This window comes from Burkholderia sp. 4M9327F10, from assembly GCF_005503145.1.
GTDB lineage: Bacteria > Pseudomonadota > Gammaproteobacteria > Burkholderiales > Burkholderiaceae > Paraburkholderia.
This window is the reverse complement of sequence record NZ_SCNV01000044.1, coordinates 19,810-40,744: the sequence shown is the minus strand read 5'-3', so window position 1 is coordinate 40,744 and position 20,935 is coordinate 19,810. Positions and strand designations below refer to the sequence as shown.

The 20,935-nt window shown below is 61.2% G+C and carries 20 protein-coding genes and 1 pseudogene; 18 read left to right on the top strand and 3 right to left on the bottom strand.

What is annotated here, in order from left to right; genetic code table 11:
• Positions 1–4: 4 nt before the first annotated feature.
• Genes FFS45_RS29710 through FFS45_RS29685 form a run of 6 tightly spaced genes read left to right on the top strand, consistent with a single transcriptional unit; the run spans position 5 to position 7,123 of the window.
• Positions 5–406: a hypothetical protein gene (locus tag FFS45_RS29710; RefSeq protein WP_137958206.1), complete on the top strand. Its 402-nt coding sequence runs from the start codon at positions 5–7 to the stop codon at positions 404–406.
• A complete protein-coding gene (locus tag FFS45_RS29705) occupies positions 403–2,139 on the top strand; it encodes a type IV secretory system conjugative DNA transfer family protein (RefSeq protein WP_137958205.1) in 1,737 nt (578 codons plus the stop codon). Before FFS45_RS29710 ends, FFS45_RS29705 begins: the two co-directional genes overlap by 4 nt.
• On the top strand, positions 2,136–3,989 hold the full coding sequence (locus FFS45_RS29700) for a PriCT-2 domain-containing protein (protein ID WP_137958204.1): 1,854 nt from the start codon (positions 2,136–2,138) through the stop codon (positions 3,987–3,989). The genes FFS45_RS29705 and FFS45_RS29700 overlap by 4 nt, the downstream gene beginning before the upstream one ends.
• A 50-nt stretch (positions 3,990–4,039) precedes the next feature.
• On the top strand, positions 4,040–5,563 hold the full coding sequence (locus FFS45_RS29695; RefSeq protein WP_137958203.1) for an LPD7 domain-containing protein: 1,524 nt from the start codon (positions 4,040–4,042) through the stop codon (positions 5,561–5,563).
• Between the two features lie 8 nt (positions 5,564–5,571).
• A complete protein-coding gene (locus tag FFS45_RS29690; protein WP_137958202.1) occupies positions 5,572–6,108 on the top strand; it encodes a plasmid stabilization protein in 537 nt (178 codons plus the stop codon).
• Between the two features lies 1 nt (position 6,109).
• On the top strand, positions 6,110–7,123 hold the full coding sequence (locus FFS45_RS29685) for a relaxase/mobilization nuclease domain-containing protein (protein ID WP_137958201.1): 1,014 nt from the start codon (positions 6,110–6,112) through the stop codon (positions 7,121–7,123).
• A gap of 249 nt (positions 7,124–7,372) precedes the next feature.
• Here FFS45_RS29685 and FFS45_RS29680 read toward each other — a convergent pair whose 3' ends face one another.
• Positions 7,373–7,801 (bottom strand): hypothetical protein, encoded by a 429-nt coding sequence (locus tag FFS45_RS29680; protein WP_137958200.1) that lies wholly within the window; start codon positions 7,799–7,801, stop codon positions 7,373–7,375.
• 142 nt (positions 7,802–7,943) lie between these two features.
• Positions 7,944–8,435 carry a hypothetical protein gene (locus FFS45_RS29675; RefSeq protein ID WP_137958199.1) on the bottom strand — a complete coding sequence of 164 codons (492 nt, stop codon included), beginning with the start codon at positions 8,433–8,435 and terminating at the stop codon, positions 7,944–7,946.
• A 209-nt stretch (positions 8,436–8,644) separates the two neighbouring features.
• Here FFS45_RS29675 and FFS45_RS29670 point away from each other — a divergent pair, with 209 nt between their 5' ends.
• From FFS45_RS29670 to FFS45_RS42905, 3 genes and pseudogenes are all read left to right on the top strand, one after another.
• Positions 8,645–8,965 (top strand): helix-turn-helix transcriptional regulator, encoded by a 321-nt coding sequence (locus FFS45_RS29670; protein ID WP_137958198.1) that lies wholly within the window; start codon positions 8,645–8,647, stop codon positions 8,963–8,965.
• A 305-nt stretch (positions 8,966–9,270) separates the two neighbouring features.
• Positions 9,271–9,591, top strand: a pseudogene (locus tag FFS45_RS29665) (aldehyde reductase); the annotation flags it as partial.
• 236 nt (positions 9,592–9,827) lie between these two features.
• Complete coding sequence (locus tag FFS45_RS42905; protein WP_349292332.1) at positions 9,828–10,199, top strand: transposase domain-containing protein; 372 nt, start codon at positions 9,828–9,830, stop codon at positions 10,197–10,199.
• 172 nt (positions 10,200–10,371) lie between these two features.
• Here FFS45_RS42905 and FFS45_RS29655 read toward each other — a convergent pair whose 3' ends face one another.
• A complete protein-coding gene (locus tag FFS45_RS29655) occupies positions 10,372–11,241 on the bottom strand; it encodes a MurR/RpiR family transcriptional regulator (RefSeq protein ID WP_137958197.1) in 870 nt (289 codons plus the stop codon).
• Between the two features lie 464 nt (positions 11,242–11,705).
• Here FFS45_RS29655 and FFS45_RS29650 point away from each other — a divergent pair, with 464 nt between their 5' ends.
• The 9 genes from FFS45_RS29650 (at position 11,706) to FFS45_RS29610 (ending at position 20,391) form a co-directional block, all read left to right on the top strand.
• A complete protein-coding gene (locus FFS45_RS29650) occupies positions 11,706–12,149 on the top strand; it encodes a porin (protein WP_137958196.1) in 444 nt (147 codons plus the stop codon).
• Between the two features lie 115 nt (positions 12,150–12,264).
• Positions 12,265–13,671: an aminotransferase class III-fold pyridoxal phosphate-dependent enzyme gene (locus tag FFS45_RS29645; protein WP_212745776.1), complete on the top strand. Its 1,407-nt coding sequence runs from the start codon at positions 12,265–12,267 to the stop codon at positions 13,669–13,671.
• 1 nt (position 13,672) lies between these two features.
• Positions 13,673–15,250, top strand: coding sequence for an aldehyde dehydrogenase family protein (locus FFS45_RS29640; RefSeq protein ID WP_137958194.1), 1,578 nt, complete (start codon positions 13,673–13,675; stop codon positions 15,248–15,250).
• A gap of 85 nt (positions 15,251–15,335) precedes the next feature.
• Positions 15,336–16,655 (top strand): acetyl ornithine aminotransferase family protein, encoded by a 1,320-nt coding sequence (locus FFS45_RS29635; protein WP_137958193.1) that lies wholly within the window; start codon positions 15,336–15,338, stop codon positions 16,653–16,655.
• Positions 16,656–16,731: 76 nt separating this feature from the next.
• A complete protein-coding gene (locus tag FFS45_RS29630) occupies positions 16,732–17,517 on the top strand; it encodes an ABC transporter substrate-binding protein (protein WP_137958192.1) in 786 nt (261 codons plus the stop codon).
• Between the two features lie 145 nt (positions 17,518–17,662).
• Complete coding sequence (locus FFS45_RS29625; protein WP_137958191.1) at positions 17,663–18,352, top strand: ABC transporter permease subunit; 690 nt, start codon at positions 17,663–17,665, stop codon at positions 18,350–18,352.
• Entirely contained in the window at positions 18,349–19,164 is an 816-nt protein-coding gene (locus tag FFS45_RS29620; protein WP_137958190.1) for an ABC transporter permease subunit, read from the top strand. Before FFS45_RS29625 ends, FFS45_RS29620 begins: the two co-directional genes overlap by 4 nt.
• On the top strand, positions 19,151–19,918 hold the full coding sequence (locus FFS45_RS29615; RefSeq protein WP_137958236.1) for an ATP-binding cassette domain-containing protein: 768 nt from the start codon (positions 19,151–19,153) through the stop codon (positions 19,916–19,918). The genes FFS45_RS29620 and FFS45_RS29615 overlap by 14 nt, the downstream gene beginning before the upstream one ends.
• A 242-nt stretch (positions 19,919–20,160) precedes the next feature.
• Complete coding sequence (locus FFS45_RS29610; protein WP_137958189.1) at positions 20,161–20,391, top strand: hypothetical protein; 231 nt, start codon at positions 20,161–20,163, stop codon at positions 20,389–20,391.
• Positions 20,392–20,935: the final 544 nt, after the last annotated feature.

The following is a 20,935-nucleotide window of genomic DNA, read 5'->3' as shown; positions in this document are numbered from 1 at the left end:
AGGCATGGATACGAACCGTCGTTCCTCAATTCCTTCCGACATCGCTGGTCCGGCAGCACATCATGTGCGTGCCACCCTGGTCACGGTCACCGTTCTAGCGGTTGTCGCGGGGGCTCTGCTGGCCTCGTCGTGGGTTGCATCCTTTTTCCTGTACGCGAGCCTGCGGCTGAACCCGTTCCATGCGGGCCTATGGGGCTGGCCCGATGCACTGCTGGCCTGGCACGGCGGCTTGATTCCGCACGGCGGCAGGCACCTGGCAGGCGCGGGGCTTCTTGGGTTACTCGTCGCCGTAGGTTGCCCGGCGATGGCGCTGTATTCGATCTGGGAGCGGACCGGCCGGCGACGTCTCTACGGCAGTGCCCGGTTCGCCAGCGAAGCGGAAATCCGCGCGGCGGGGTTGCTATGAGCACGCGGACACTGATCGACGCGCCGTCCATCGTCGTCGGAATATGGCGAGGACGCTACCTGCGCTTTGCCGGACAGCAGTTCGTGCTGCTCGCCGCGCCCGCCCGCTCGGGTAAGGGCGTCAGCATCGTGATCCCGAACCTGTTGAGTTATCCTGATTCGGTCGTGGTCCTCGACATCAAGCGTGAGAACTACGCGATCACGGCAGGATTCCGGCGCGCACACGGGCAGGAGGTCTATCTTTTCGACCCGTTCGCGGAAGACGGCCGCACGCACCGGTTCAACCCGCTGTCGGCCATTTCCGATGGCCTTTTCCGCGTCGGCGATATTCTCGCGATCGGCTACGCCCTATATCCGCCAGGTGGCCACGACGACTTCTGGAAGGATCAGGCGCGCAACCTGTTTCTCGGCATCGTCCTGCTCCTGAGCGAGTGGCGTGACGCACGACGGGCGGGCAAGAGCGAATCCATCCACGACTACCCCGTCACGATGGGCGAGGTATTGCGCCAGTCGTCGGGCCAAGGCATGCCGGTCAAGTCTTACCTGCAGCGTGCACTCGTCCGGCATCGCGCGCTGCTCAGCGGCGCATGCGTCGATGCACTCAACCGCTTCCTGTCCAACGACGACAAGGTACTGGCGAGCATTCTCGCGACATTCCACGCGCCGCTAACGATCTGGGCAAACCCCATCGTCGACGCGGCAACGAGCGCCAACGATTTTGACCTGCGCGACGTGCGTCGGCGTCGCATGTCGGTCTACATCGGAATCACGCCCGATCACCTGTCCGAGGCCGCGCTGCTCGTGAACCTCGTGTTCTCGCAACTCGTCAACCTGAACACGAAACAGTTGCCGGAGGCTGACCCGACCTTGCGGTTCCAGTGCCTGCTGCTGCTCGACGAGATGACCGCAATCGGCAAGATCCATATCATCGCGCGCGCCGTGGCCTACATGGCGGGCTACAACCTGCGTCTGCTTTCGGTCGTTCAGTCGATCGCGCAGCTGGAGTCGGTCTATGGCCGTGCCGATGCACGTACCTTCCTCACGAACCACGCGATGCAGATCCTCTACGCGCCGCGCGAACAGAAGGATGCGAACGACTATTCCGAGATGCTCGGCACCTTCACGGACCAGTCGCGTAGCATCAGCCGTCCGAGCGCGATGTTCGGCGGCCGAAGTGGATCGAGCGAGAGCGTGTCCGAGCAGCGTCGGCCACTGCTGTTGCCACAGGAGCTCAAGGAGCTGGGGCGCGACAAGGAAATCATCGTGCTGGAGAACGCGAAGCCGATCCTTGCCGACCGGATCTGCTACTGGCGCGACCCTGTTTTCGCTTCGCGGGTCTCGGGTGCACCATCGGTGCCGGCCATGGACCTGGTGCGCTTCACCGCCCAGATCGAACGACGTGTGCGCGAAGTCGGGTCTGACGAGATCGATCCGGACGGTGCGGGCCTCCTTCATCTGTCGGGCGAGTATCTGGAGGTGCTGCAGGCCTGGGATCCGCGCGATCTGCCGCCGCGGCTCGCCGACCTCAGCGAGGACGAGGTCACGACCTACGTCGAACGGCACTTCATGCTGCTGGGCGTTCCGGCGAAGCGTATCGGGCAGGCGACGCGCCGGTTGTCGGTTGCGGACCTCGACGTCGCGGAGCTGGTGCCGCCAAAGTCCACGCAAGCAAGGCGTGACCCGGTGACACGTGCCGGGACGAACGCGGCATCGATTGAGGGAGCCCCGCGATGAGTGCGCCCCATGTGGACGAAACCGCCCGTGTACGGGCCGCTCTTGCCGTGATTCCGGCGGAGGACTACGGCACGTGGGTCGACATGGCGTTTGCACTGAAGCACGGTTTGGGTGATGCCGGCTTCGAGATCTGGGACGAATGGAGTCGCACAGCCGGCAACTATGACGAGCGGGCGGCCCGCACGACCTGGCGCTCGGTGAAGAAGTCAGGCGGCAAGACGCTCGCGTCGCTCTTCTGGCTCGCGCGAGAGCATGGGTTTGACCTGAGACGTGGGCATTACCCGGACCAGATGGCAACGACGCTCGTGCCGGGTCCCGATGTGCTTGAACGTCGCGCGCGGGATGCGGCACGCCAGCAGGCACGGCATGCTGCCGCGGCTCGTGAGGCACAGGAAATCTGGCAATGGGCACGACCTGTTGGTCCGGAACATCCGTATCTCGTGCGCAAGGGTCTCGATCCCGTGCAGACACTGCGCGAACTGGAAGCGCCTGAACTGCGTGCGTTGCTGGGCTATGCCCCGGCAAGCGAGGAGCGGCCGCTTTCCGGGCGGGTGCTGGTCGTGCCGGTCTGGATCGGACGTGCCGTCTCGACGCTGGAACTGATCGACGAAGCGGGCAACAAGTCGTCGCTGGCCAGTGGCGTCAAGAGAGGCGGGTACTGGATCGCCGGGCCAGCGCCTGTCGCAGGCGGACAGGCGACGCCGATCCTGATCGGCGAGGGCATGGCGACCATGCTGTCGGCGCATCGCGCAACGGGATGGGTGGCGCTGGCGGCGCTGTCGAGTGGCAATCTGCCGCCCGTCGCGGAATCCGTGCGCGAGCGATTCCCGGACGCAGACATCGTCGTGCTGGGTGAACTGGGACCGGGGGAGGCCAAAGCCCGACAGGCTGCGGAAATATCGGGAGACCGCATGGTCTTGCCCATATTCGCCGCCGACGCGCGAATTGACGACAAGGCTCCGACCGATTTCAACGACATGGCGGTGTTGTCCGGATCTGCAAGTGTGGGCGACCGCCTGCGCGAAGTCGTGGGCCGCGATGACGCGCGGGTGGTCGATGGCATTGGGTCGCTGGCGGGCACAGCAAACGGCAGGGAGCTGGACGAACCGATGGAGGACAGGATGGGCAACGTGAAGGAAAAACTCGTCAATGCTGGGGACGACGCATCGCGTCGTCGCGCGTCGAAGCGCGGCGCACCGAAGCCGACCACTCCGTCGGAAGCACCTGAGCCGGTGACGGCATCGGCGGAGGCACAACCGAGGGGTGAGCAGTCTACAGCTCTCCCTGCAGTTGATACTCCGGCCGCTGAGCCGAGGCGCTTCGCACCAACGCGTCCACCAGTTGGCGAACCATTGTTCGCCGTCGCGGATGTGCCTAACGAGGTCAGGGCACTGGCCGAACATCGGTTCGGCTCCCCGCTCCGGATGGGCACACCTCGGGAAAACGGCGGACCGTACCGTGGTGAGGTCTTCAACACCGAGCACTACCTGATCCAGGAAGTGGCGACGCGTAGCGTCGTCTTCCATCCGAAGACGCAGATGGAATTCGTCTCGGAGCGGCTGCGATGGATGGACGAGAATGCCCGGCTCAATGGATCGGAACTGCAGGTCGGCTACGAGGGCGATCGGCCCAGGGTCTATCCGTGGGATCGCGCGCGTGACCTGCTCGACCGCACGGTCGGCTCGCTCAAGAAGTCCGCCCGTGAACTGAATTTCAGTCCGAACCTCGAGGGGATGCTCGACCAGTTGCAGGCACGTTCATGGGCCCGGATACGCGAAGCACGTACAGCGGCGCTCGAGTGGTCGAAGGAGCGGTCCGCATCGCAGGATCCGCCTGGGCCGGATCGCTAGACCAAAGGATGTATCGCCTGGAAGCATGACCGATCAGAAAGGAGCCCACCATGTCTGAAACCTTGCCGCCTGCCGAGCCAGTCATTAATGTGATCGAGCCGGATGTTCCCGGACATTCGCCATCCGTTGAACACACCAAAGGTGATGGAGATACCAGTCGCCTCGATGCGGCGGCCCTGGATGCTGTGTCGGCCCGGCGCCAGCGTGAATTTGACGCGGCACGGGCGCGTCTGCGTGATCAGGCTATCCGGGACGATGCTCGTGCGGCACCTCAGTCTGCTCACCGCCCAACCGGCGACGCGCCAACCGAACGGGAAGATCACGCTGCTGTTCGCGCGCCGCTTGACCAGCCGCCGGTGCGCGTACGCAAACGCTACCTACGGGCCGGGAATCAGTATTTCCTGAAGGACGCGCCGTATCAACTCGCGTTCGAGGATATCGGGCCGTACCTCGTCACCGAACACAACCGGCCGGATGTCGTGGAATCGATGGTCGACATGGTGGCGGCGAAATCGTGGCGCCGTATTCGCGTGTCCGGTCACGAGGCGTTCCGCGGCGAGGTGTGGCTGCAGGGATCGTTGCTGGGCATCGAGGTCAGCGGGTATGAGCCAAAGGCCGCCGATCTGGCGCGTCTGGCCGATGCGCGGCAGGGTCGGCTGAACAACCGGATCGAGGCTGATGCGTCGTTGTATGCAGCCGGTTCTCCGATAGGCGTAGCAGAGCGCAGTCGTGCACCGTCTGCCCCCGCGCCAGCCGCCGGGCCGCCGAACGTTGCGGATGGCGCTGCATCTGCAGCCCTGCGACGGGATGCTCAGCAGGGTGATCCTCTTGACGCGAAGCGACAGCCGGCAGCGGGCGACGAAGCCGACACCCCGAGGCGATATACCGGTGAGCTGCGCGAGCACGGCGGTGCGCCGTACCAGAATAATCCGGCGCGCAGTGAGTCGTATTACGTTGTGTTCCGCGATGCGACGGGCGCAGATCACGTGGTCTGGGGCGTGGATCTCGAGCGCGCAGTGCGGGAATCGGGCGCGCAGCCCGGGCAGGAGGTCGCACTTGAAAACCTGGGGCGACGGCTCGTCACGGTCAAGGTACCGATCCTGGATGAGCACGGTGTGGTGATCGGTGAAGACGGGCGCGATGTGCACCGGAATACCTGGCAGGTTGATGTGATGCGACGAGAGCGTACGGGGGCGCAATCTGTGTCAGAGCCCGAACGCATAGCGGGAGCAGACGTGACAGCTGTGGCGACGAATGCGCGCGAAAACGGCCAGGGACTGCGACGCCCGAGCATTTCCGAGGAAGACAAGGTGCTGCACCTGGCCGTGCTCACCGGCGCGATGCGGGAGCAGGGATTCAGTGCGCGCTCGATCGGGCGTGTGCAAAGGCGCGCGGAAGCGCTGCTCGATGCGTTTGGTCGCGAGGGCATTCCCGTGCCGCGGCCGAAGGTATTCGATCCGAAAGCGCCGTCGGAACGGGATCGTCGGACACGCACAGCGGTCGGACGTGCACCTGCGCGAGATATCGAGCTTGAACTGGTACACACGCCCGTCGAACCCTCGCCGACGCGCTAGGATCTGTTATGCGTGTACGCGAGCGCCTGTGTGTCGAACTTGGCAGTATGCGACGGGATTGGGATCGATGGTGTGTGCGCCGGGGCCTGACCGTTGGTGAGGGCGCGCGGCAACTGGTGGCCGCCGCGTTGCGTGCAGAGGCTGGCAATGATGATCTGGAAATCGACGCGGATGTTCGCTGGACTGCCGTCGGCGATCCTCGCATCCGGATCGAAGTCAGGCTGACGGCTGCCGAACTCGAGGCGGTTGAGTTGCGCGCGGAGGCGTCGGGCCTGACCGCTAACCGCTGGATCGTTGCGCTGATCCGTGCGCAGTTGACGCACGACCCCCAGCTTGGCGCGCGCGAGATGCGGCTGCTGGCCGATTCGAATCTGCAGCTTGCTTCGATCGGCAGGTGGCTTGCACAACTTGCCCGCGGCGGCCACATACGACATAGCGGACAGGACGGGAACGGTGACATCGAGGCCATTCGTGGGGCGATCGATGCGCACCTGCGTGTCGTGGCAGATGTGATGCGGGCGAACCTGGATCGATGGAGCCGGTGAGATGCCTTATCCGAAGGTCTACATCGATGCGATGCTTATGAACTGGGGTGACCGGCTGTTTCAGGAGCCGTTCAGGCATGCGAGGGCACAGCGCCTCTCGCATGCGAGTCTGCGCGACGAGGCCGCGAGAATGCGTGAGCAACTCGCGCGCACGCTCGGGCGCACGCCGGAGGTGATGATCAAGATCACCAACAAGGCATCGGGCGCGCAGGGCATCGGCGCGGTGCGCCGGCACCTTCGATATATCTCCCGGAACGGTCAGGTGGAGCTGGAAGACCAGAATGGCGACCGCATCGCCGGACCGGAGGCGGTACGAGACCTCGTGCAGACCTGGCAATTTGGCGGATGGGGTATACCGGAAGCGAGTGTTCGTCGCGAGGTGTTCAACATTCTGCTGTCGATGCCGCCTGGTACGAACCGTCAGGCCGTGCGGGACGCCGCCCGTGATTTCGCGGCCGTTGAATTTGGAGATGGGCGTGCCTATGTGTTTGCTGCGCATGACGACGAGGCACACCCGCATGTTCACCTGAGCGTGCAGGTGCGTGGACCGGATGGCCGGCGGCTGAATCCGCGAAAGCAGGATCTGCGTCGCTGGCGCGAGCGGTTCGCCGAGCAGCTACGCGCAAACGGGGTGGATGCCAATGCGACGCCCCGACGGGTACGTGGCGAGACGCGACGGTATCCCGTTCAGGGTGTCAGGCATATGATGGAGCGTGGCGAGACCCCGAAGTACTGGCGCGCCGTGGCGAGCGAAGAGCAACGCCAGGCTGGGTGGCAGGCTCACGACATGGTATTTGCCGCGTGGCGGGAAGTGGCGCGGACAGTGGCTGCGTCTCCAGCCGGTGCGGACCGCGCGATGGCCGTCGGCATCGTCGAGTTTGTGCGTGCGATGCCTGTCCAGCGGGACGCTGTTGTCCCCGACATACAGCGGGATTCTGTACCAAAGCGTGAGAATCGGACGGCGCCAGAGCGAGATAGTCAGCCTGACGATCCCGGTCCAGACATCGAACGCTAGTGCGGTCAGGGCGATCGTAGTGTTCCGACGGGCGAAGCGAGCGACGCACGGTCCGGTATCCGCATCCACGCACCGCGGCGGGCTCTATGGGGCAGTCTTGAGAGACGCGTCGCGCATGGCTGCGCATCTGTCACCGTGTTCTTGCGAAGATGGCGTTGAAGTGGCGGTCGGTATGAACGGTGTGCTGGCGTGAGATGGAATGTGACGACGCAGAGCATGCAGGCGCGGTTCCTCTCAACTGCAAGCCGTTCACAGATCGATAAGCCACACGGGTGCGCCCTTGTAGGTCGCGAAAAGCAGGAAAATCAGGGCGATCGCGAGGAGCGGCAGGCCGTAGAGTGCCACCGGAAAAAACAGCACGAGCTGGAGAGACGAGCCGACGCCGCCGTAGAGGATGTTTGTTGCGTGAACGTTTTCGTAGATCAGCCAGCCCGCTGCAGCGATACCCAGAGCCATCAGCGCAAGTCCTCCTGACGGAGGCGCGTGATGGAGTGCGGCCGTCGCCCACGCATAGTATCCCCACCAGAGGAAATTGATCGCGATGGCGGCCAGCCAGAATCCGCGCGCAGTAAAGAAGCTGTGGCCGAAACGACACCGACATTGGCGACCACATAGCCGGATTGCCATGGCAGTACCAAGAAGAATGCCGATCACGACGGCAAGTTTCAGCAGAGTCATAAGACGTGCTCCTGTGAAACGTGACTGCGCAGGATTTGAGGAAAACGCACAGCCTCAATATCCACAAATGCAATATAGACGTTGCCCTGTCGAATGCCATGAAGGGTTAGAAAAGATGACCAGCGGTTAGCGTGCCACTCGGCTACCACGAGCGCAGTTGTTGTTGAATCAGTGCGATGTCGATACATAGCGTGCCGATGCTCAGCAGTTTCGCTGTGTCCTTCCGCAGAGCGCGTTCGTATAGTTCCAGAAACAATGGGGACCAGTTTTCATGGCGATCCCGAAATGGCCCGGCCGTTCGCGCACCGTTGCAATGGAGATCATTCTCCCGAAGGGTTGCTGGCAGAATCGGGACATCGATTCGCGTCACGAGGCCATGGCGCCCGGGGCTGAAATCAGGGTGATCTTTCCGCGACAGGAACAGGAGAGTAGCGATCAGCTGTATGTCTTCCTCCAGTCGGGCTGTGTGGCGGGTCTGGGCGGTAGCAAGGCCGTACGCCGCAACCATTTCGCTGCTGCGGCGAGAAATCCACTGTTCTGCCTGAGCCAACTCGTCGTTGAGCAGGCGCAAGCGGTTGCAATCCTGTTCGTTGAGGTCAGTGCCGAGGTCAATCGGCGGTCGCTTGTCCTGCATTTTTGCCTCCTGCGTTTCCGGGAGGAGCATATAAACCGCTGGACCGTGGTCGTGCACCGATGGTCCTGAAGCGGCGCGTATCCGAGGCGGTCACGGTGGAGGCGCTTCAAGCATCTTCAGGTTACGTCCGAATGCTACGATAATCGTAGTATCTAAGCAGACGCTTTGCAACGATATTCGTAGCTTCGTATATAACGAGCTACCAGTGAATGTCCGCGGCGTCATCTTCGATTTTTGGAATTCGACTGAAGGAGGCTCGACTGGAAGTTGGGCTGTCACAAAAGCAGCTCGGGATCGAGGCGGGCTTGGACCCGTTTGTGGCAAGCACTCGCATCAACCGCTATGAACTGGGCATTCACAAGGTGGACTACACGTTTGCTGTCCGTCTTGCGACAGTCCTCAAGGTGCCCGTGGCGTTTCTGTACGCTGACGATGCCGATCTGGCTCGTCTGATTCTTCTGTTTGGTCGACTTCCAAAGAGAAAGCAGGGCGACCTTCTGTCTCATGCCCAGACCCTGATTGCTGGCTGAATCTTTGTGGCTGTCGCCCAGCGTATGCCGTCGGTGCCACCACATTGAACGACACGGTCATCAATTCCGATCTGCCGGGGCTCCAGGTTAACTTGATGGAGAACAAGGATCTGGTGTTACGGTCGTATCAGCCGCTCTTTATCTAGGGAGCAGCAATGCCATGAGCACGACCCGCGAAATGCGGCGGGGGCATGATCAAAGACCGGGAACGTCAAGATGACCTTTGCGTGCCCGGTGCATGTCAAGATGACATAGGCTGTCATGCCGCGTTGCACGCGCAAACCTATGGCGAAGCGGGTGAAGCGAAGACGTCCAAGGGCGAGCGCTTTCTGGCGATTGCTGGCGAAAGTATGTGGTTGGCCGACGCGGCTAGGGTACTGAAACAACGCACGGGGCCGGCCGCCAAAAATGTATCGACGCGGGTGCTACCTAATACAGCGGTGCGTCTGGGGGCGCTCAAAGACCCGGCCTTGAGAGGGGCCGTGTCATTGTTAGGCTTGGACCTGAACGCCACCAGCGAAAAGGCGATGTGCCTACTCGGCTGCTCGCCCCGCTCGCGCGAGGAAGCAATCGTTGCCACTGCCGAAAGTCTTGTTCGGCTTGGACTGCTGCATAGTCAACAGTAGCGGCTCCAATGAGTTGACGGAAAGCGGCAACGTTCGTTTGGCATCCTGCTGGGATCACGCGTGCCGGCAGCTTTCAGCGCTGATGAGACGGCCCTTTCGGAAACTACAAGGTAATGGCTTGACTTGACCAGCGAGCTCTACGGAATCAAAGCTGATATCCGCAGCAAACCACCGGACGAGCGCAGACGCATGAGGCAGGAAAAAGCAGCCCGTTTCTCGCGACGCTCAAGACGCCGATGAGGGAGAAACTCACGACGCCTTTGGCCGAAGGCACCGCTGGTCGAAGCGATCCACTACTCGCTGAGCCGCTGCGATGGGCTAACGCTGTTCTGCGCCAACGGCAGCGGCCAGATCAGCAACGTGCTTGGAGAAAGCACCTTTGCGTTGCTTCGAGTCGGAGGGACTTCATGTTCGCCGGTTCCGGATGCGGTGGCGAGCGATCCTTCGCAATGTATAGCTTGATCGGTTCGTGCAAGTTGAACGGAATCAATCGGCGCGCCTGCCTAGAATCAGTGGCTAGGCGCATCGCCGATCAACAAGCGAACCTCATCGACGAACTGTTGCCCTGGAACGTGGCGAAGCATCCACCTCAAGCTGCATCGAGCTAATCCCCTTCTTCGAACGGCTCGCTGAACCTACCGAGTTGTTCAACGCTTGTCTACGGAATTCTCAACGGCACTTACGCGAAACATGCGATTTGAGGCACTGCATCAGAAGTGGTAACGGCCCGAGATGGCTCGACGCGTTTGGTGGGGTCGATGGGATTGATCACGTGTCTTCTCAGTTCTCGATATAGACTGAAAATCGGCGCAACTGCGTCTCGCTATTCGATATCTCCGCAAGTCTTTCTTCGCCTCCGTCAGTGACCATCAGTGAGGCTAGCGTTTGCGCAACCGCCATCGCGGGCAAGATCGATGGTATGAGCGATGGGCTGGTATTTGGCGCAAGCAGCGTCACGCTTGCGCCGACCGCAATTGGCGAAACCGCACTATCTGTAATCGCGATGATTTTCGCGCCTCGTTCGCGGGCGAAATCGCACGCGTTAACGCTCGTTACTGCATACGGTGAAAAGCTGAAGGCGATAAGCACATCCTCTGCATCGATTCGGCGCAGTTCGTCGGCAAGTGTGCCGCCCGTACCGGCCAGAAGGGTTGTGTTGCCGCAGAACATACAACACACGTAATGGAGGTAGTAAGCTGCCGGAAACAGGCTGCGCAGGCCAAGAATATAGATGTTTCTCGCTCGCCCGAGAGCCTGTCTTGCTGTGTTGAATGCCGCCGCGTTCTGGTCGCCGAGCGTTTGGTCGAGATTGACCATCTCCGTGTTGAAAACTTCCGATAGCAGCTTGCTTCTGCCTTCGTGCGCGGAACGGCGGCGCAATTCCGCGGCCCGTTTAACGAACGTACTGTCGTGGTTCGATACCCACTCCATGTATATAGCTCGAAAGTCCTCATAGCTATCGAAACCGAGTTCGCGCGCGAGCCTTAGCATCGAAGCCGGTTGCAGTTCGGCGTTGGACGCAACCGCGCGCATCGACAGTAGCGCCACTTCTTTGGGCGAGTCCAGCACATAACGCGCCGCGGCTTTCAGCTTCGGCGTCAGCAATGTGAAGCGAGCCTTGATGAGGTTTTCGAGTTCGTCTTTTGTCATCGCATGTTCAGTATCGGTAAAAAGCGTGGCTCAACGTATGGGTGTCCGACGTCGTGGAACAAGCGAAATAATATACCGCTCTGCGGAAACACATGATTTATTATTGCATTTTGCTAACAATATATTACTGTTTGGTTTCGTGTGGCCTTACGCGCGCACCGCCGGCGGGCCATCAACGTCGTGACGAGTGATAAGCGAAGAGGACATCTTTCTTCAAATTGATCAAACGATAAATATTTGTGAAAAATTAATTTTTTGTTTTATTGTCTGGTCCGTGTTGTTGCACCGAGGCGGAGCTAGGTGAGTTTGACCGTCGAGCGGACGTGAAGTGTCCACGAGGGCGGAGGATCTCAGTTCGCAATGGTTCGCGGCATAAGAGCATCGGCACAAGATCGCTTTGGATAATTAGGTATGCATATTAAATATAGACGGACGAAAGTTAGCTCAAACACCGGTTGACTGGAATGTCGTATCGATTCGACCGGGCATTGCTGGCGTTCGCGTATTCGCATGTCGACGTCTATGAGCCAACTGGCAGCAGTTATTTGCCGCCGGCGGCAACGCAACCGGCCGGGGGTTCCTGGAAGTCGTGGAAATTCGACAACTTCGAAGCGAACGGCCAGTTCTATTTCCGGCCCGACTTCTGGTTCGGAGCGTCGTACACGTTCACGCGCGCGACGCTCGAATCGTCTGTCGGTAGGTTCGAGCCACGCTGGCACCAGATTGCGCTAATGCTCGACTATGACCTGAGCAAGCGCACCTCGCTTTATGTCCAGGGTGCATATCAGCACGTCCAGGATGCGCGAACCGGAACCGGGTTGGACTTCGCGCAGAACGTCGCATCGGCAGGTGCAGCGTCGGGCGCTAGCCAGCTGGTGTATCGCGCGGCCATGATTCATCGCTTCTAGCGGTACGCCGGCTTGGCGGCGCACGGACGGCGCCGCCACCGGAGGTGCGTTTTTGCGCCGCACAATGAAACAATTGAAAATTTTCTTTTAAAAATAAATCAAATGTTTTATCGTGATGTCGAATTCAACATCCGACACGGGACCGCTGCACACCGACGCAGCGGCCCGTCATCAGGTTCGTGGAGGAGAGCAGGTGGCTCGCGAAAAGGAAGTGGTCATGCATACGTGGTGCGTTCAGACGAAGTGGGACGCACCGACGATCGTTGGGGGCGAAGGTGCGATATTCCACGACGACAAGGGACGCTCGTATCTCGACATGAGCAGTCTGGCGGAATCGAACAATCTCGGGCATCAGCATCCGCGTGTCGTCGCGGCGATTCGCGAACAGGCGCAGCAACTCTGCTTCGTCACATCGGAATGGGGGGCGAAAAGCCGTGCGGAGTTGGCAGAGCAATTGCTGGACGTGAGCGGCTTCGAGGGGGGCCGGGTGTTCTTCACGTTAGGTGGAGCCGATGCCAACGAGAACGCAGTGAAGTTCGCACGTTGGGCGAGCGGCAAGCCGAACGGCAAGATCATTACCCGCTATCGCTCGTACCACGGCGCAACGCCTTCGACCGGCGCGCTGTCGGGAGATCCGCGCACCACGCGCCAGGCGCCCGGCATGGCGGAAGTCGTGCACGTACCGCCGCCTTACTGCTACCGCTGTCCGTTCGGTCTGCAATACGGAAGCTGCAAGACACGCTGTGCGACTCATCTCGATGATGTGATCGGCTGGGAAAACGCCGATACGATCGCGGCCGTGCTGATGGAACCCAGTGCCGGCACCAACGGCATCATCGCACCTCCGGAATTCTGGCCGCGCCTGCGTCACATCACGAAAGAGCGCGGCATTCCGCTGATTGCCGACGAAGTGATGAGCGGCTTCGGCAGAACGGGCCGTTGGTTCGCCTGGCAAAAGTACGGCGACGCGGGGCGGCCGGACATGATGACACTCGCCAAGGGGTTGACCGGAGGGCATTTGCCGCTTGGCGCGGTGATCGTTTCGGCAGAGATTTCACGGCGGCTCGAGAACCAGATGCTCTATACGGGGCTGACGTATGGAGGGCATCCGCTGTGCTGCGCGGCCGGACTCGCGGCTGTGCAGAGTTATGCACAGGAGCAACTGATTCCGCGCGCCGAAGATCTTGGCGCGGTACTCCGCGCGCGGCTTGTCGAAATGAAGCGGCGCTATCGGGTGATCGGTGATGTGCGTGGAGAAGGGCTCTTCATGATCGTCGAGTTCGTGTCCGATCGCGACACCGCGACGCCACTGACGGAGTGGGGCGGCACGTCCGCGCTGCTGCGTCGGCTCGTCGACAACGGACGTGCCGTGGGCGTGTCGTTCGGCGTGAGAAGCAATCTGGTCATTCTGGCGCCGCCGCTCAACATCACTGAAGAGCAACTGCATCACGCGCTGGACGTGCTGGATGGCCTGATCGGGGAGTGCGAAACACAGGTTCACGGTATCAACGAGGAGGTCTGACATGAGCGATTTCAAGCTCACTTATTCGACGATGTTCGCGCCGCCGCGCGAGGTGCACGAGCGTTTCGCGCAGGCGGTAAGCGCGCTGCAGGAGACGCCTCGCAAGCAGTACGGCCGGATGCTGATCGACGGCCAGTGGGTTGCGGGTAAGGAGCGGGTCACCACCCGCGATCCGGCCGACCGCAGCAGGATTCTGGGCGAGTTCGCCGTTGCCGATTGCAGCGACGTCGACGCCGCGGTAGCGGCCGCCCGGCGCGCGCTGCCTGCTTGGCGGGCGACACCCGTGGCGGAACGAATCGCGTTGCTGCGCCGGGTCGCGCGCATTGTTGAAGAGCGTCTTTATTCGATTGCCGCTGCCGTGTCGCTGGAGGTCGGCAAGAACCGGATGGAAGCGCTGGGCGAGGTCGCGGAAGTCGCTGAATTTTTCGATCTGTACGCGCAGGCGATGGAGGACAACCGCGGTTTCGACCACGCATTGCCGGATGACCCGCTTCCTGACGCGACGAGTCGCAACCGCAGTGTAATGAAACCCTATGGGGTCTGGGCTGTCATCGCGCCGTTCAATTTTCCATTCGCGCTGGCGGGCGGACCGACCGCAGCCGCGCTGGTAACGGGCAATACCGTAGTACTCAAAGGCGCGATCGATACACCCTGGGCCGGTGTGTTGCTCGCTGAGTGCCTGCAGGATGCGGGCGTGCCTACAGGCGTGTTCAATTATCTGGTGGGAGACGGGCAGCCCGTCGGCGAAGCGCTGATTCAACACGATGGTATCGACGGCGTGACTTTCACGGGTTCGTATACGGCGGGCATGCATATCGCGCGCAGCCAGATGGCGCGCAAGGTGCCCCGGCCCTGCATTGCCGAGATGGGCGGCAAGAATGCGGTCATCGTCACGGCAGGCGCCGACCTTGCCGCTGCTGCACAGGGCATCGTTCGCTCGGCGTTCGGCATGTCAGGGCAGAAGTGCTCCGCGTTGTCGCGCATCTATGTCGACAACGCCGTTGCCGATGCGTTGATCGTGGCTTTGCAGCGCGAAATCGAGACTATTTCGATCGGCGTGCCGCAGCTGGAAAAGACGTGGATCGGACCCGTGACCACGCGCCGGGCGCATGACGCATTCCCCAAGTACTGCCAGATGCTGCGCAAACACGGCGCACGGATCGTCGCTGGGGGAGGAACGCTGGGGGAACACAACGCGTCGGCTGGCTTTTTCTGCGCGCCGACGCTCGCCGAAGCGCCACTCGATCATCCGCTCTGGCAAGTCGAAATGTTCGTGCCGATCGCGATGGTCGGCCGCGTATCCAGCAAGGACGAAGCCATGGCACTCGTGAATGCCAGCGACTTCGGCCTGAGCGCGGGTTTCTATGGCGCGGAACAGGAGGTGCAGTGGTTCTTCGACCACGTCGAAGCGGGCGTGACCTACGCGAACCGTCCACAAGGCGCGACCACCGGTGCATGGCCCGGCTATCAGCCGTTCGGCGGCTGGAAGGGATCCGGTAGTACCGGCAAGGCGATTGCCTCGCGCTACTACCTGCCGCTTTACATGCGTGAGCAATCGCAGACCCGCATCGTTCCGTGAAGCAGGATGTGCGGACAACACGCCCGGCGGGCGTGATTTGTACAGAACGGGCCGACGACGGCCCAGACTTTGACAGGTAACCGATATGAGAAACCAACACATCAGAACCGAATTGCCGGGCCCCAACGCGCAGGCGATGCTGGAACGCGACCGGCGGGTCGTGTCGCCTTCCTATCCGCGCGACTACCCGTTCGTGATGAGCCACGGCCGCGACACGGAAGTGTGGGACGTGGACGGCAACCGGTTCATCGACTTTGCCGCGGGTATCGCGGTCTGTTCGACGGGACATGCGCATCCGTCGGTAGTCGCAGCGATCAGGACCGCGACGGAGCAATTCCTTCACATCTCGTCCGACTACTGGCACGAAGAGCAGATCCGTCTTGCAGAGCTCGTCGCGGAAATCGCACCGTTCGAAGAGCCGGCCATGACATTCTTCTGCAACTCGGGAACGGAGGCGGTCGAGGGCGCGCTCAAGCTCGCGCGCAGTACGAGCGGCCGGCAGCGCTTCATCGGTTTTATCGGCGGCTTCCACGGACGCACGATGGGCTCGCTTGCATTCACTGCGAGCAAGTATTCGCAGCAGGCCGGATTTTTCCCAGCGATGCCGGGCGTCACGCACGTGCCGTATCCGAACACGTATCGCCCATTGCTCTCGGGAGAGGATCAAGGCAAGGCGGTGCTCGACTACATCGAAAACGTACTGTTCCAGAGCAACGTGCCCGCCAACGAAGTCGCCGGCATTCTGGTCGAGCCGATTCAGGGCGAGGGAGGCTACCTAGTGCCTCCGGAGAGTTTTCTGCCGGGTCTGCGCGCACTGTGCGACCGCCACGGCATTCTGCTGATTGCCGATGAGGTGCAGGCAGGCGCGGGGCGCACCGGCAAGATGTTTGCGTGCGAGCACTGGGGCGTGCAACCGGACATCGTGACGATGGCGAAAGGCGTGGGGTCGGGCATGCCGATCGGTCTCGTGGTCGCGAAGCGTTCGATCATGGAGAAGTGGAAGCGCGGCGCGCACGGCAATACGTATGGCGGCAACCCGGTCTGCTGCGCTGCTGCGTCGGCCACGCTGGAGCTCGTGCGGGGCGGCCTGATGCAGAACGCCGCGACGATGGGCGCTTACATGACCGAGCGGCTGCTGGAGTTGCAGTCGCGGTATCCGGATGTGATCGGCGAGGTTCGCGGCAAGGGATTGATGATCGGCGTGGAGCTGATCCAGGGCCGTACCGCGCGCACACCCGCGAAAGAGATGACGGACCGGTTGCTTACGCAGGCGTGGCGCAATGGAGTGCTGTTGCTGTCGTGCGGTGCGAGCACGTTGCGTCTGATGCCGCCATTGACCGTGACGAAGCCGATCGCGGACGAGGCCATGACGATTATCGAGCAGTCCCTGAAAGCAGTCCTATAAGCCGAAGTTGTCGATTCACTGCGCTTCGCGCCGTGCGGCAGCACGGCCGGAGCCTCTTTTCCAGCGAGTCCCCGAAATGAAAAAGCTTCAGTTGATTTGTGCCATTGCGCTCGTGTGCGCATCGGCCGTGTCGCAGGCGAAAACCTGGACCGATATCCGTATGGGCGTTGAAGGCGCTTATCCGCCGTTCAACGAGATGGGAACCGATGGCAAACCCAAAGGCTTCGACGTCGATATCGGCAACGCGCTATGCGCTCAGTTGCATGCACATTGCACCTGGGTCGTGCAGGACTGGGACGGTATGATTCCCGCGCTGATGAGCCGCAAGTTCGACACCATCATGTCGTCGATGACCATCACCAACGAGCGCCGCGAGAAGATCGCATTCACTGACAAATACTATGCGGCCAGCGCGCGCCTTGTCGCGAAAGCGGGCGCGCCCTACGACGCATCGAAGCCCGCCTCGCTGGCAGGCAAGCGCGTCGGCGTGCAGCGCTCGACGCCTCACGAGACGTTCGCGAACGCGGTTCTTGCACCAGCCGGCGCGACAGTCGTGTCCTATCCGACCCAGGACGAAGTGTTTGCAGATCTGCGCAGCGGGCGGATCGACACCGCGTTGCAGGATACCCCGCTGGCGGCCTCGGGTTTTCTGAACATGCCGCAGGGCGCGGGCTTTGCGTTCGCTGGCGCGGCCGTCGCCGATCCGAAGTACTTCGGCGACGGCATAGGCATCGGCGTCCGCAAGGAGGATGCCGATCTCGTTGAACAACTCGACAAAGCACTCGCACAGGTTCGTGCGAGCGGCGAATACGCCCGGATCGCCAAAAAGTATTTCAACTTCGACATCTATACCGGCAACTGAGATCGCGGCGGCGCGTTTCCTTGCGGGACAACCCGGCAAGGCAACGTGACGTGCCCTCCGTTGCGGGCGGCGATGTTCGTCTACGGACATCGCTGGCGAACGACCTGAGGATGACTAGGTAAAACATAGGTCATGGAGACGATTCATGCTTTACGGTTATGCGAACGCAATTTTCGTTGGAGCGATCGTGACGATGAAAGTCGCGTTCGGCTCGCTGCTGGTAGCGGTCATGCTCGGATTGACGGCGGCGCTGGCGAAGACGTCGCGTTACGCGATGCTACGTGTCTGTGCAAGCGGCTACACGGGGCTGACGCGCAGCGCCCCCGACTTCGTCTGGCTACTGTTTCTTTACTATGGAGGCCAGGCGGCACTCAATCAGCTTGTCAATGCGTTCGCCCCGGGCCGCGGCATCGACATCGATTCGTTCGCGGCAAGCGTCACAATTCTCGGTCTCATCTACGGCGGCTACTTGGCCGAGACGTTTCGCGGCGCCTTCCTCGCGGTGGCCCCTGGCCAGCTCGAAGCCGGTTACGCGTTCGGTTTGACGCGCTCGACGGTCGCGATGCGCATTCTGTTTCCGCAAATGATGCGCTTCGCGCTTCCGGGCTTGAGCAATAACTGGCTCGTGCTCGTCAAGGCCTCGGCGATCACGTCGATGGTAAGCCTCAACGAACTCGTGTTTCTTTCCTCTGCGGCGGGCCGCGCCACGCACCATGTGTTGCTGTTTTTCTGCGTGGCGGGTGCGGTCTATCTCGCCATCACAACGCTATCGCTGTGGCTGTTGCGAGGTCTGACGCACCGCTATTCGATGGGCACGCGCGAGGTGGCACTGTGAACTTCGGCATCGTTTTCGACAATATTCGACTGTTTCTATGGACCGACGGGACGGCGACGACCGGCCTGTTGCTGACGCTCCAATTGCTGCTGTTATCGGTTCTGTCCGGTTTGTTGCTGGCCTTGCCGCTGGCGGTGATGCGCGCCTCGCGAAAGCGCTGGATTTCCGGCCCCGTGCAGTTTTTCACCTACGTTTTTCGCGGCACACCTTTGCTGGTGCAGATGTATGTAATCTATTACGGCCTCGCCGAAGTCGAGTTCGTCAGGCAGAGCTGGCTATGGGTTTTTCTGCGTGAAGCTTACGTCTGCGCATGGGTAGCATTTGGCCTGAATACCGCTGCCTATACGTGCGAAATCATTGCCGGCGCACTGAGAACCACGGCCGCAGGTGAACTCGAAGCCGCCGCCGCGTTTGGCATGAGCGGCTGGGTTCGCCTGCGCTTTGTGCTGTTGCCGGGTGCATTGCGCCGCGCATTGCCTGCCTATAGCAACGAGGTGATCTTTACGCTTCATGGCACCGCCCTCGCGTCCGCGATCACGTTGCTCGACCTTGCGGGTACCGCGCGCGCCGTCAGCATGCGCTACGCCGCACCTTACGAACCCTACATCGCGGCGCTTGTGCTGTATGGCCTGTGTACGTTAGCTCTGCTGCAGATATTCCGTTTCGCCGAGCGGCGCTGGCTCGTTCATCTGCGTCCGCGCCAGACCGCCGGCACTCGCGAATCCCGACTGCGCCGCCGTTTCGGCAAGCGCGACGCGCTGTTGTCCACCCACCCATTCAACGCAGAGGAGGGCAATGATGTTCGCTCTTGAACTCACAAATATTCACAAGCGCTACGGCGATCATGAAGTGCTGAAAGGCGTCTCGCTCCGCGCGGTGCGCGGCGACGTGATCAGCATCATCGGTTCGAGCGGATCGGGCAAGAGCACGCTGCTGCGCTGTATCAATCTGCTGGAGCAGCCGAATGAAGGGACGATCGCCGTAGGCGGCGAACCGATCCGGCTGAAGGAGACCCGTCATGGCCTCGCGGCTGCGGACCGGCGGCAACTGGAACGCATGCGCACGCGGCTCGCAATGGTGTTCCAGCATTTCAACCTTTGGGCACATCTGACGGTACTGGAGAACATCATGATGGCGCCGATGCGCGTGCAGAAGCGCTCGAGGGAAGCGGCGCGCGAGTGTGCATTCGAGGTACTGCGCAAGGTGAAACTCGATCCCGTGAAAGTGGGGAACGCATACCCCGCGCATCTGTCGGGCGGGCAGCAGCAAAGAGTGGCGATCGCGCGGGCGCTCGCCGTTGATCCGGAAGTGCTGCTGTTCGACGAACCAACCTCCGCGCTCGATCCGGAACTGGTCGGAGAGGTGCTGACGGTAATGAAGGAACTTGCTCGCGAAGGACGCACGATGGTAGTGGTCACCCATGAAATGACGTTTGCGCGTGAAGTGTCATCTGAAGTCGTATTCCTGCATCAGGGAAAAGTCGACGAGCGCGGAAAACCTGGCGACGTATTCGGCAATTGCCGCAGCGAGCGGCTGCGGCAATTCCTGAGCGGCGCGTTGAAATAGGTCGACGCAATGACGTCAAAAAATCGATTTTCTGGCCGACGGTTTTCGCGATTCTGGTCCGACGGCTGTGGATGAAGAAAAAACTTCGATGGATTTGCACGAACCATCGAGGTGGCGAGCGTCGCAATAACACCTTCGCTGCCCACTTTGTGGGCATATGCCCCAATGCTCTCCACCGGCCGAAGGGCAGCACCATAAGTGCGCCTCGGCCCGGTACGACTTTCCTTATAGAAACGTTGGAGATGCCCGCCAAGATTACGTGGCTTGCGCTCGATAAAAAGTGCGACCGGGCCGTCGATTTTGCGATCTCCGTCTCGATGCTAGGACGAAGCAACGACGTGAACTCCACCGGGGACACCCAGCTGATAGCGTCGAGCAGGAGGATTGCGTCAGGCTGGTCAGGAACGGCGAACTGGCTGATCCAGATCGATCCCTCTTCCGTTTTGAACAGTTGCATGCTTTTGCTGCTGTAGTTCAAACAGACTGTTGACGAAAAGCGTTGCGACGTTTTGGGTCGTCGAAATCGACGGTAATGCTTGCCAGCGAAAAGTCAAATCTCTCCTGCCTCGAAACTCTCGCTGCCCGCCGGCCCACCGGAGCATTTCCTCCGCGGCACAGTTGAAACATAACATATGGTGCATCTCATGACGTGTCTGTCAACGCCGATCGATAGAGATCGAATGCCATTTTCGGGAGCGAGAATCGCTAGGTCAATGTCGGCGCAACATTGCCCCGGATCTCTGGCACGCCTTTTCATGATCTTCGCCGTGGCGAGGGGCTTGATGTTGTATGAGGTAGCCGTACGGGACCTCGTGTGTCGTGGTTGGACCGCGGTCCTTCAGCTGGTGCCGCGCCCTTCGCTTGCCTGGCAACGTGGTGACCGATCGTGCCTGTATCGGGAAGCCCATATTGATGTGTGGGAGGCCGACGGTAGTCGCCGCAAGAATTCGTCATCGTCCCGGTACTTTTAGACTCGATGCGGGTGCCGTAACAACTTATGCGCGTCGCCGGCGCCCA

Bases quoted from the DNA above. Each gene is read 5' to 3' on its own strand.
- FFS45_RS29710 (WP_137958206.1), top strand. From the start codon at position 5: ATGGATACGAACCGTCGTTCCTCAATTCCTTCCGACATCGCTGGTCCG.
- FFS45_RS29705 (WP_137958205.1), top strand. From the start codon at position 403: ATGAGCACGCGGACACTGATCGACGCGCCGTCCATCGTCGTCGGAATA.
- FFS45_RS29700 (WP_137958204.1), top strand. From the start codon at position 2,136: ATGAGTGCGCCCCATGTGGACGAAACCGCCCGTGTACGGGCCGCTCTT.
- FFS45_RS29695 (WP_137958203.1), top strand. From the start codon at position 4,040: ATGTCTGAAACCTTGCCGCCTGCCGAGCCAGTCATTAATGTGATCGAG.
- FFS45_RS29690 (WP_137958202.1), top strand. From the start codon at position 5,572: ATGCGTGTACGCGAGCGCCTGTGTGTCGAACTTGGCAGTATGCGACGG.
- FFS45_RS29685 (WP_137958201.1), top strand. From the start codon at position 6,110: ATGCCTTATCCGAAGGTCTACATCGATGCGATGCTTATGAACTGGGGT.
- FFS45_RS29680 (WP_137958200.1), bottom strand. From the start codon at position 7,801: ATGACTCTGCTGAAACTTGCCGTCGTGATCGGCATTCTTCTTGGTACT.
- FFS45_RS29675 (WP_137958199.1), bottom strand. From the start codon at position 8,435: ATGCAGGACAAGCGACCGCCGATTGACCTCGGCACTGACCTCAACGAA.
- FFS45_RS29670 (WP_137958198.1), top strand. From the start codon at position 8,645: ATGTCCGCGGCGTCATCTTCGATTTTTGGAATTCGACTGAAGGAGGCT.
- FFS45_RS42905 (WP_349292332.1), top strand. From the start codon at position 9,828: ATGAGGGAGAAACTCACGACGCCTTTGGCCGAAGGCACCGCTGGTCGA.
- FFS45_RS29655 (WP_137958197.1), bottom strand. From the start codon at position 11,241: ATGACAAAAGACGAACTCGAAAACCTCATCAAGGCTCGCTTCACATTG.
- FFS45_RS29650 (WP_137958196.1), top strand. From the start codon at position 11,706: ATGTCGTATCGATTCGACCGGGCATTGCTGGCGTTCGCGTATTCGCAT.
- FFS45_RS29645 (WP_212745776.1), top strand. From the start codon at position 12,265: ATGTCGAATTCAACATCCGACACGGGACCGCTGCACACCGACGCAGCG.
- FFS45_RS29640 (WP_137958194.1), top strand. From the start codon at position 13,673: ATGAGCGATTTCAAGCTCACTTATTCGACGATGTTCGCGCCGCCGCGC.
- FFS45_RS29635 (WP_137958193.1), top strand. From the start codon at position 15,336: ATGAGAAACCAACACATCAGAACCGAATTGCCGGGCCCCAACGCGCAG.
- FFS45_RS29630 (WP_137958192.1), top strand. From the start codon at position 16,732: ATGAAAAAGCTTCAGTTGATTTGTGCCATTGCGCTCGTGTGCGCATCG.
- FFS45_RS29625 (WP_137958191.1), top strand. From the start codon at position 17,663: ATGCTTTACGGTTATGCGAACGCAATTTTCGTTGGAGCGATCGTGACG.
- FFS45_RS29615 (WP_137958236.1), top strand. From the start codon at position 19,151: ATGTTCGCTCTTGAACTCACAAATATTCACAAGCGCTACGGCGATCAT.
- FFS45_RS29610 (WP_137958189.1), top strand. From the start codon at position 20,161: ATGCCCGCCAAGATTACGTGGCTTGCGCTCGATAAAAAGTGCGACCGG.